This window comes from Kaistella sp., assembly GCF_032060305.1.
GTDB classification, from domain to species: Bacteria; Bacteroidota; Bacteroidia; order Flavobacteriales; family Weeksellaceae; genus Kaistella; species Kaistella yananensis.
Genome location: NZ_DAMBHK010000063.1, coordinates 1 through 10,179, shown reverse-complemented (window position 1 = coordinate 10,179; position 10,179 = coordinate 1). Strand labels below are relative to the sequence as shown.

The following is a 10,179-nucleotide window of genomic DNA, read 5'->3' as shown; positions in this document are numbered from 1 at the left end:
TAGAGCAATACACTTTTAATGTATGGGTCCTGGGTTCGAATCCCAGCCGGGTCACTAGCTAAAAATTCCGTAACTGTTACGGATTTTTTTTGCCTGCGTGGTGAAATTGGTAGACACGCCATCTTGAGGGGGTGGTTTCCTAAGGATGTGCTGGTTCGAGTCCAGTCGCAGGCACAAGTTAAATTTATTAGAAAGTAAATTTTATTGTTTACATTTTCTAAGACTCGGTAGCTCAGCTGGTAGAGCAATACACTTTTAATGTATGGGTCCTGGGTTCGAATCCCAGCCGGGTCACAATTTTACTCTTAGGAGTAAATTTTTTTCATATTAATATTTTGTGATTTGGTGATCAAAAGTCTTCCCTCAAGGAAGACTTTTGACGTTTTATTAATCCAGGTGCATATTGTCTATCAACCGTACGTCGCCAACAAATACGACGATGAATGCGCGGTAATTGCGGTCTTTGTAGAAGAAGTCGGTTTCTTTCAGGGTGGCTTCGTCCGCAATTTCGAAATATTCTAAAACCATTCCCCGCTGATCTTCGAATATATCTTTAACCCTTTGGTAGATTTCAGAAACGGTGATGATCCGGAACCAGTCGTTTACTTTTACCAGTGTTTCATAAATAACTTTTGCGGCTTCGCACTGCTCATGATCTAATCTTTTGTTTCTGGAACTCATCGCGAGCCCGTTTTTTTCACGGTAGATCGGTACGCCATGGATTTTTATTGGTAAATTGAGTTTCTCAACAAGTTTTTTTATGATGGCGAGCTGTTGGTAATCTTTGTCTCCGAAGTAAGCGTTGTCGGGTTTTACCTGGCGGAAGAGTTCTTCTACCACAGTACCAACACCGTTGAAATGTCCCGGACGAAATTTGCCTTCCATTTCATTTTCTAAACCATCGAAGTTATATTCCTTGCTTTTAAGTCCTTCGGGATAAATATCGGTGACTTCAGGGATGTAAACAGCATCTACGAATGCGGATTTTTCCAGAATTTCTATGTCCTTTTCAATTGTGCGCGGATATTTTTCAAGATCTGATGCGTTGTTGAATTGCGTAGGGTTAACGAAGATCGAGGAGATTACCAGGTCGTTTTCTTTTCTTGCGGCTTCGTACAGAGAGATATGTCCATCATGTAATGCGCCCATAGTTGGAGCAAAACCCACTTTTTTACCCATCTCTTTCTGCCTTTCTATATAATCCAGAAGTGTTTTCTTTGTTTTAAAAATTTCCATAGTTTATTAATGTAATGGTAAAAATAGTTATTTCTGAGAAAAAATAATACACTTGTAAAGAAATGTTTTTTACGCATAAACAGAGCAAATTCAATTATAATTATTAAAATTTGTTAATTGAAAAATATTAGCTTAAAATTTCGTAATTTTGCCCGACAGAATATTCTGCTTGATAATTGAAGAAACGATAGATTTTATGCCGAACCAAAAAATATTATACGTCACTACAGAAATGTTTCCGTACCAGGAAGACAGCAATATGGCCGCCATGGTTAATAAAATGTCGCTAAAGATGCACCAGGAAGGCAACGATGTACGCGTTTTTATGCCAAGATTTGGCCAGATCAGCGAACGGAAGTTTCAGCTCCATGAGGTCATCCGCCTTTCTGGGATGAACATCATTATTAATGATCTGGATCAACCGCTGATTATTAAAGTGGCTTCTCTGCCGGGCGAAAGACTTCAGGTTTATTTTATAGATAACGATGAGTATTTTAAGAGAAAGCAGTTTTATGCAGACGATGAAGGAAATTACTTTCCGGATAATGATGAACGTGCGATCTTTTTTGCCAGAGGCGTAATTGAAACCATCAAAAAGCTCAACTGGGTTCCGGATGTAATTCATCTTAATGGCTGGATGGCTTCTTTCATCCCGATTTATTTAAAAACTTTTTATAAGAACGATTCTTATTTTAAAGATTCAAAGCTTGTACTTTCTGTTTATAACGAAGAAGATGCAGCGCTTTCACCCACTGTAGAACAAAAGTTGAATTTCGACAATATTACTTCACTAAAAGCGTTTAAGAAGCCTAGTTTTCAGCAGTTCGTTATCGAAAGCATGGATATGGTTGATGTCGTGGTAAAAGGTGATGAATTTCTACAGGATGAACTGGATGCGGCCTTCAATAAGACAAAAACTGCAAAATCTGAATATTTAGACGCTGAATCAATCGCAAAATTATACTAATCAATTTAAAATTTAATGACAAAAGATATTAAGAAATTCTTCAATATTACAGCTTCGCTGGTAATTGGAAGTTTAATTTTATGGAATTGTGAACCCGATGCAGATCAACTGGGTTCACAGTTTTTTCAGAACGGAGCTCAGGGGATAGATTCAACATATAGCGTAATTGCTTATAGCGTAAATAATAACGACACCATACGTACAGATGAGACAAGACTCCAAAGCGCTACTTTAGGAGCTTTCAATGAGCCACAGTTCGGTCTTCAGAAATCAGCTTACGTTTCGCAGGTCAGACTTTCTTCTTACAGCCCGGATTTTGGGACAAACGCCGTTCTGGATTCAGCTGTTTTGGTTATTAAGCCGTCTTATGCTTCAGATTCTGCTACCACTACAACTGCAGATGATTATATTTATCCGGTGGGAGCAGTGCCTGCAAAAAAGGTGGTTGTGACTTATCCGGTGACCAAATACGGCAAAACCAAAATCGATGGTAAAACATTATTTAATATAAAAGTTAATGAAGTTAACGACTTTTTAGGCTCTAACACCGATAAGATTTTTTCAAACAAAGCTGTTACGACCGGAAATCTATTGGCAAATAAGGTTTTCAACGGTACGATTAACTCTATTAAAATTACAAAAGATTCAGATAATTCAGATCTTTACATACGCGAGGCTTCCCTTAGAATTGCTTTAGACAGTGCTTTTTTTCAGAATAAAATTATTGCCAAAGCTTCTTCACCTGAACTTGCCGACGCTGCGTCTTTCATCAGGTATTTTAAAGGATTGAAATTATCTGTGGAACAAAACGACGGATACATTTTCAATTTCGATCCCAACAGTGTTGTGATTAATCTTTATTATAAGAAGGATAAAGTTGAAAATGGCACCACAACAAGAGAAGAAGGTGTGTTTCCTCTTGATTTAGGCTCTGCGAACACCCACTTTAACCAAATTACCTATGACAGGACAAATGCTCCTGCAGCATCTGTCGCTGCGGTTCAGGACACCATCAGCGGAATGCTTAAAGTATATGCCCAGGGAATGGGAGGTCCGGGAATAGGAATTAAAATTCCGGAGACTACGATTGCAAGCATTAAGGATTTATATAACAATGATAAAGCAGGAATTATTTCAGCAAAATTAAGGCTTTACACCGATGTAGCGAGCTGGAGCAATAATTACCAGAAACCTTCTTATTTTGTAGTAAAACAAAAAGATCTTAATACCTATCTTGAGGATATGAGCACGCTTGCCTATACTGGAGTTTATAATCTAGTGAAGTCTTATGATCTAGATAAAAATCCGGCTAAGTATGAGATTGGTATTACGCAAACTTTGAAAAATATTGTCGAGAAAGAAGCTAAGTCCCGCCATTTCATCCTGAACGTAGGTAATTATACCTATGATCAGACTGGTGCTTTGTTGGGTTCGTTTTATGCAGATCTTGGAGCGCAGAACTTCAATACGAGGTCTTATACACCTCACAGAGCTGTATTCGTAGGAACAGATCCTGGTAATGCCAGAAGTGCGCAGCTCATTATTACTTACGGAAAAAAATAGATTAAGAATTTAAATAAAAATATAATTATATGTGTGGTATTGTAGGATACACCGGTTTTCAGGATGCATATGAAGTGGTAATCAACGGTCTTCGCCGTTTAGAATACCGCGGATACGACAGTGCAGGAATTGTACTCGACAGTGAAAACTCAGATTTCGCTGTAGCTAAAACCAAAGGCAAGGTTGATGATTTAGTTGCCATTTCCAAAGATCTTTCCGGCAAGGCAAATGTAGGAATGGGTCATACAAGATGGGCAACCCATGGCGTGCCGAGTGACAGAAATTCGCATCCGCATGTTTCAAATAACGGCAAAATAGCATTAGTTCATAATGGGATTATCGAAAATTACGATACCATTAAAATTATGCTTACCGATAAAGGCTTCACTTTTCAGTCAGAAACCGATACCGAAATTTTGGTAAACCTAATCCAGTATTTTATGGATACCAATTCGGAAATCGATTTTCCTACGGCAGTACGTTTCGCTTTGAATGAAGTTTATGGTGCCTATGCAATCACGGTAATGCACGATGATTTCCCAGGTGTACTTGTAGTAGCAAGATTAGGTTCTCCGTTGGCGATTGGTCTTGGCGAAAAAGAATATTTTATTGCTTCGGATGCTTCACCTTTCGTGGAATTTACCAAGGAAGCTGTTTATCTCGAAGAAGGGCATATGGCAACAATCTCTTTGGAAAAAGGAGTTGACATTAGAAATATTAAAGACAATGAAAAAGTTATCCCTGAAGTTCAGGAACTAAAATTAAGTCTGGAGCAAATTGAGAAAGGTGGATATGAGCATTTTATGCTTAAAGAAATTTTCGAACAGCCTAAATCAATTCATGATACTTTAAGAGGAAGATTACTTGTTGATGAAGGCATTATTAAGATGGCCGGAATCTGGGATCATCTTGACAGAATCAGCCAGGCACAGAAAATTACGATTATTGCGTGCGGTACTTCTTGGCATGCAGGTTTAATTGGTGAATATTTAATAGAGGAGTTTGCAAGGATTCCGGTAGAGGTTGAATACGCATCAGAATTCCGTTACAGAAATCCAATTATCTCCGAAAAAGATGTGGTTATTGCAATTTCCCAGTCCGGTGAAACGGCAGATACCATGGCAGCCATTAAAATGGCGAGAGAAAAAGGAGCTTTCATTTACGGAATCTGTAATGTAGTAGATTCTTCAATCGCAAGAATTACCGATGCAGGATCTTATACTCATGCTGGACCTGAAATTGGTGTGGCTTCTACAAAAGCATTCACAGCCCAGCTTACAATACTTTCGCTTATCGCTTTGAAATTAGGTAAACATAATGGTCATCTCAGCAACCAGGAATTCATGAAACTTATTACTGAATTGGATGCAATTCCTAAAAAAGTAGAAGAAGTACTGGAATCTACAAATGAAATTACCCAGAATATTGCTAAGAATTTCGTTGACGCACAAAACTTCCTTTATTTAGGAAGAGGATACAATTTCCCGGCAGCATTGGAAGGAGCTTTGAAGCTTAAGGAAATCTCTTATATTCATGCAGAGGGATATCCGGCTGCTGAAATGAAACACGGGCCAATTGCACTGATCGACGAAAACATGCCGATTGTGATCATTGCGCCAAAACAGGGACATTATGATAAAATTGTAAGCAACGTACAGGAAATTAAGGCACGAAAAGGGAAAGTAATCGCGGTAGTTAACAAAGGAGATACACAGGTAGCTTCCATGGCAGACTATGTTATCGAGTTTCCCGAAACTTCAGAATGCTTCTCTCCAATTATTGCGTCAGTTCCATTACAGTTACTGGCTTACTACATTGCTGTTTACAGGGGAGCAAATGTTGATCAGCCGAGAAATCTTGCAAAATCTGTGACTGTGGAGTAAAATAAATGTTAATTTTTGTAAAATAATCCAAGCAATTTTACGTTCTGCAAAAAAAATCATAATTGTTTTCTAAAAAATTATATATATTTACCGCTTAATTTCTAAAAAATAGCATGAAAAGAATATTTCTTATATTAATATCAGCATCTGTAGTAATCTCTTGTTCCAAAGGTGGTGGTGCCTCTGCAGGTAAGCCCGGAATGAAAGGAGAACTTGTCCCAAAGGGAAAATCTAAATCTTTTGTAGCCGAAAGACCTTACGGGATGGTAGCGGTGCCGGCAGGTTCCTATGTGATGGGTATGGCTGATCAGGACTTTACTAATACTCCGGAAAAAGCAACTCTTAAAACAGTTACCGTTTCTTCATTTTTTATGGATGAAACAGAAATTACCAATGCGGAATATCGTGTTTTCATTAATTATGTAAGAGACTCAATTGCTCGTTCTCTTCTAGCAGAAGCTGCTGGGGAAGGTGGTTCCGGTGGTGACGGAACGTCGATCGCAGATTTTGCCTATGCTTCAAAAAAAGCAGCTGACGAGAAGAATGCTTATCAGGAATTTATGGAATCTCAGGGCGGGAGAGAAGGTTATGATGAATCTAAAAAACTCGACTGGTCTGTGCCTCTCCGCTGGAAAACTTCTGATTATCCGGATGCACAGTATGCAGAGATTCTGGAATCTATGTATCTTCCACCAGCTGAAAGAATTAATAATGAAAGAATTTTAGATAGTAGAAAACTTCTTTATGCTTACACCTGGGAAGATATAGAATCAGCGGTTAAAGATAAATCGAGAGGTGCAAACTATCTTAAGAAAGAAAGTATTGCTGTATATCCGGACACTACTGTTTGGATCAAAGATTTCAACTACGCTTATAACGAACCGTTATATGATGGATATTTCTGGCACAGTGCCTACAAAAACTATCCCGTTGTTGGCGTGACCTGGGATCAGGCAAGAGCATTCTGTGACTTCAGATCAAAACTGAAATCTGATTATAATGAAGCACTGAAGAAGAAAAAACAGAAACCAATGGCGTTCCGTCTTCCTACAGAAGCTGAATGGGAGTACGCCGCGAGAGGAGGTAGAGAAAATGCAACATATCCGTGGGGTGGTCCGTACCTTCAGGATGACAGAGGATGTTACCTCGCCAACTTTAAACCAAAACGTGGTAATTATATAGAAGACGAGAAAAAAGGAACCTATACTTATACAGCACCTGTAAAACAGTTCCAGAAGAATGGTTTTGGTCTTTATGACATGGCTGGTAACGTTGCTGAATGGACCGAGTCTCCTTACAACAATTCAACGTATCAGTTTGCTTCAACTTTAAATCCTTATTTATCAAATGAAGCTTACAAAGAGCCAAGAAAATCTGTACGTGGCGGTTCCTGGAAAGATGTAGGATACCTCCTGATGACGGGCGCCAGAGATTACGAAAGAAAAGATTCGGCGAGAAGTTATATTGGCTTCAGAACGGTTCAGGATATTCCGGAGGGAACTGCAAAATTCAAGAAAAGAACAAACTAAATTCAGCGATAAAAAAACTAAACAAATAATTAACTACTAAAAATTCAACTGACATGTTTAAGACTAAAGAAGCTATTTATAATTTTATTTACTCCATAGGAGCTGCAATCGTAATTTTTGGTGCACTATTTAAAATCACGCACTGGAGTTTAGGCCCACTTTCCGGGAATACTCTATTGGCAATAGGACTGATTACGGAAGCGATTATCTTTATTATTTTCGCATTTGATCCGCCGAAAACTGAAGAATCTTACGCCTGGGAAAATGTATATCCTGAATTGTTAGACAAAGATGCAAACCCAAACCCTAAACACTCTACATTAGGCATTCAATCTGCAGAAGTTAAAGAATTGGAAGTTTCTCTATCCGATAAATTAGATCAAATGCTTGCTGATGCAAAATTAGATGTAAACTTATTCGAAAGATTAAGAACCGGTATTGATAAGTTTTCAAGCTCAGTTGATCAGATCAATCAAACTGTTGATGTTACCACTTCTACGCAGAAATATAACGATCAGTTAACTTTAGCTGCAAGTCACTTAGAAAGCATGAACGCTTTATATGCACTGCAGTTAGAGCATGGTAAAACACAAACTGAGTACAGCAAAAAATATGTTGAAGATATGCAGAAATCTGCAGCACATTCAGAAAAATTCAATGAAGAATTAACAGGATTAACAGCAAACCTTAACAGTCTTAACAGAGTTTACGGCGGCATGCTTAGTGCAATGAAATCATAGTTTTCTAACCATTTATAATTAAAATTTAAGATTATTAACAAAATTTACTAAAATGGCACAAGGAAAACAGACCCCTCGTCAGAAGATGATTAACCTGATGTACCTGGTCTTTATTGCAATGCTTGCACTGCAGATCGATCAGGAAATCGTGAGATCATTTTATGATACACAGGTTTCACTTACCGAAACCCGTAAATTAACAGATGCAAAAAACCAGTTATTTGAATATAATCTCTCGGAAAAAGCACAAATTTCACCTGAAGATAAAGCATCTTACGACAATTACATGCAGCTTAAGCAGCTCGGCGACGATCTCATTGGTGATATCGAAGGTAAAAAACAGAAAATGATCGCACTCTCCGGCTTTAAGTATAGTGAAACAGATTTTGATTACAACACTTTAAACAGTGCAGATCCTGCTACCTCTCTTTTTTTCCAGGGAGGGGAAGAGTCTAAACCTTCAGCCGAAGCAAAATCAATGATGTCAAAGATTGATGTACTTCGAAATTTTATTATTCAGAAATTTGAGGGAGAAGAAAATTTCCAGAACGTAGTAGCCCGCGCTAAGCAGAATATCATTACAGAATATCCAAAGAAGAAGAACGGCAAATCATGGCTGGTTCACAAGTTCTACAACCAACCTATGGTAGCTGCACTGGCAAATTTAGAAGTATTGGAAACCGAGATACGGAACATCCAGTCAGACGTTTTATCCGTTTATCTGCAGGGGAAAAGTGTCATGGCTGATCCTAACGCAACTCTGGTAACTGATACGCCTAAAACAGTTCCGCCGATGATTTCCAATTCTACCCATCAGGAAGATAAAAAAGAAGATTTTACCGCAACAATTACCTCTGGAACTGTATTATATCAGGGCTTCCCGAACCCGGTTAATGTTGACGGTGCGACTTCCTCAACTTCCATTTCGGCATCAGGTGCTACGGTATCAGGTGGCGGTGGGAAATGGACAGTAACTCCTGGTCCGGTGGATGAGGTAACCCTTACAGTGGGAGGTAAATCAACCAAATATATGGTTAAGAAATTACCGCCAGTGGTTGGAACAGTTAGAGGCAAAAGTGCAGTAGCAATGCCTGCAACGTCTATCAAAAATCAAACTGTAGCGGTAGATATGCCAGGATTTGTATATCCGGTAAGTTTTGCGGTAAACGGTTTTAAAGTAAAAGTTCCAAATAAACCATCGGTATCGGTAACAGGTAATTCTTTAACTGAGGTGGCTAACTTGTTTACGAACCTGAGAGCTGGTGATAAAGTGACCATCCACGACATCGAGGTTACTGCAACCGGAATGGGGAACAGTATTCCGAAAACGCCAAGCAACGTTACAATAAATGTGACGAATTAATATGAGATAAAATTAAATTCATCTACCATAATGAAAAAGTTAATAGTAAGTATATTCCTCGCATCAGTAGGTTTCTCGCAGGCACAAACCATTCTTAATTCGAAGTCTCCCGAAGAGTTCCGGCAACTGCGCGAAGAAAATAAGATGATGAAAGGAGACAGCATCATCTCCAAAGAAGTGGTACCGCTTTCTTACGGGTATATCGATGAGAAAGACGTGCTGAAAAGTATCGTAGTTTGGGAAATCATTGATATGAATGATAAACTCAACCAGCAATTATACCATAATTCCGACGGTCTCGTTACCCAGAACAAGTCGCTTTTCCAAATTTTAATAGATGGAATTAACTCAGGTAAAATCAGTGAAGTGTATGATGACGAATATTTTACCACACGATTAGAGCCGGAAGAAATCAAGAAGAGAACCAGTAAATTAGTAATTTCTGATGATCTGATTGATAAAATTAATTCCGGAGCTAAAGTGACAGAAGCAGATAGAGCAGCCGGTACCGACTTGTACGAAACCAAGTCCGAGGATGTGAAACTCCTCAAGATTAAGGGAATGTGGTATATTGACAAAAGAGATTCCCAAATGAAATACCGCTTGCTGGGAATCGCGGCAATGGGGAAAGATCCACAGACAATGGGCGTAATTGGTGGTGATGGTGAACTGGTGGATTCTGGTGACGACTATATCGACTTATTTTGGGTATATTACCCAAATGTACGACCACTTTTGGCGAATTACGTCGTATTCAACGGTAAAAACCTTTCGTCGGATATTACTTATGATGATGTGATGAATGCAAGGAGATTTTCGTCGATTATCTACAAATCTGACAATGGTTTAGGAAACGGTGTAATCAAAGATTATATCCCACGTGATGCTGATGCACAGC

Annotated in this window: 8 protein-coding genes and 3 tRNA genes (1 of these 11 only partly in view); 10 read left to right on the top strand and 1 reads right to left on the bottom strand. The window is 38.7% G+C overall.

The features are described from left to right. From V5N63_RS09150 to V5N63_RS09140, 3 genes are all read left to right on the top strand, one after another. Positions 1 to 54: transfer RNA gene (locus tag V5N63_RS09150), tRNA-Lys, on the top strand (it extends 119 nt beyond the left edge of the window). Positions 55 to 91: 37 nt separating this feature from the next. Beyond that, positions 92 to 174, top strand: a tRNA-Leu gene (locus V5N63_RS09145). 47 nt (positions 175 to 221) lie between these two features. Continuing rightward, positions 222 to 294, top strand: a tRNA-Lys gene (locus V5N63_RS09140). Positions 295 to 387: 93 nt separating this feature from the next. On the opposite strand, the gene panC is transcribed toward V5N63_RS09140, so the two are convergent. Continuing rightward, on the bottom strand, positions 388 to 1,236 hold the full coding sequence (panC, locus tag V5N63_RS09135; protein ID WP_265143197.1) for a pantoate--beta-alanine ligase: 849 nt from the start codon (positions 1,234 to 1,236) through the stop codon (positions 388 to 390). Between the two features lie 196 nt (positions 1,237 to 1,432). On the opposite strand from panC, the gene V5N63_RS09130 reads away from it, so the two are divergent. The 7 genes from V5N63_RS09130 to porN all read left to right on the top strand — a co-directional run. Beyond that, positions 1,433 to 2,203, top strand: a complete 771-nt coding sequence (locus V5N63_RS09130; RefSeq protein ID WP_332033696.1) for a glycogen/starch synthase — start codon at positions 1,433 to 1,435, stop codon at positions 2,201 to 2,203. A 15-nt stretch (positions 2,204 to 2,218) separates the two neighbouring features. Beyond that, the gene (locus V5N63_RS09125; RefSeq protein ID WP_332033695.1) at positions 2,219 to 3,766 is read left to right on the top strand and encodes a DUF4270 family protein; all 1,548 of its coding nucleotides are present in this window, start codon (positions 2,219 to 2,221) and stop codon (positions 3,764 to 3,766) included. A gap of 29 nt (positions 3,767 to 3,795) precedes the next feature. After that, complete coding sequence (glmS, locus tag V5N63_RS09120; RefSeq protein ID WP_088467827.1) at positions 3,796 to 5,649, top strand: glutamine--fructose-6-phosphate transaminase (isomerizing); 1,854 nt, start codon at positions 3,796 to 3,798, stop codon at positions 5,647 to 5,649. 113 nt (positions 5,650 to 5,762) lie between these two features. Continuing rightward, positions 5,763 to 7,178, top strand: coding sequence for a type IX secretion system lipoprotein PorK/GldK (gene porK / locus V5N63_RS09115; RefSeq protein WP_088467826.1), 1,416 nt, complete (start codon positions 5,763 to 5,765; stop codon positions 7,176 to 7,178). Positions 7,179 to 7,231: 53 nt separating this feature from the next. Next, on the top strand, positions 7,232 to 7,918 hold the full coding sequence (porL, locus tag V5N63_RS09110; RefSeq protein ID WP_088467825.1) for a type IX secretion system motor protein PorL/GldL: 687 nt from the start codon (positions 7,232 to 7,234) through the stop codon (positions 7,916 to 7,918). A 52-nt stretch (positions 7,919 to 7,970) separates the two neighbouring features. Then, complete coding sequence (locus tag V5N63_RS09105; RefSeq protein WP_332033694.1) at positions 7,971 to 9,281, top strand: GldM family protein; 1,311 nt, start codon at positions 7,971 to 7,973, stop codon at positions 9,279 to 9,281. Between the two features lie 30 nt (positions 9,282 to 9,311). After that, positions 9,312 to 10,179 (top strand): type IX secretion system ring protein PorN/GldN (porN, locus tag V5N63_RS09100; RefSeq protein ID WP_332033693.1); only part of this gene is annotated, 868 nt, incomplete at its 3' end.

Excerpts from the sequence above, each read along its gene's own strand:
- V5N63_RS09105 (WP_332033694.1), top strand. The coding sequence starts at position 7,971 with ATGGCACAAGGAAAACAGACCCCTCGTCAGAAGATGATTAACCTGATG.
- porK (WP_088467826.1), top strand. The coding sequence starts at position 5,763 with ATGAAAAGAATATTTCTTATATTAATATCAGCATCTGTAGTAATCTCT.
- V5N63_RS09125 (WP_332033695.1), top strand. The coding sequence starts at position 2,219 with ATGACAAAAGATATTAAGAAATTCTTCAATATTACAGCTTCGCTGGTA.
- panC (WP_265143197.1), bottom strand. The coding sequence starts at position 1,236 with ATGGAAATTTTTAAAACAAAGAAAACACTTCTGGATTATATAGAAAGG.
- glmS (WP_088467827.1), top strand. The coding sequence starts at position 3,796 with ATGTGTGGTATTGTAGGATACACCGGTTTTCAGGATGCATATGAAGTG.
- porL (WP_088467825.1), top strand. The coding sequence starts at position 7,232 with ATGTTTAAGACTAAAGAAGCTATTTATAATTTTATTTACTCCATAGGA.
- V5N63_RS09130 (WP_332033696.1), top strand. The coding sequence starts at position 1,433 with ATGCCGAACCAAAAAATATTATACGTCACTACAGAAATGTTTCCGTAC.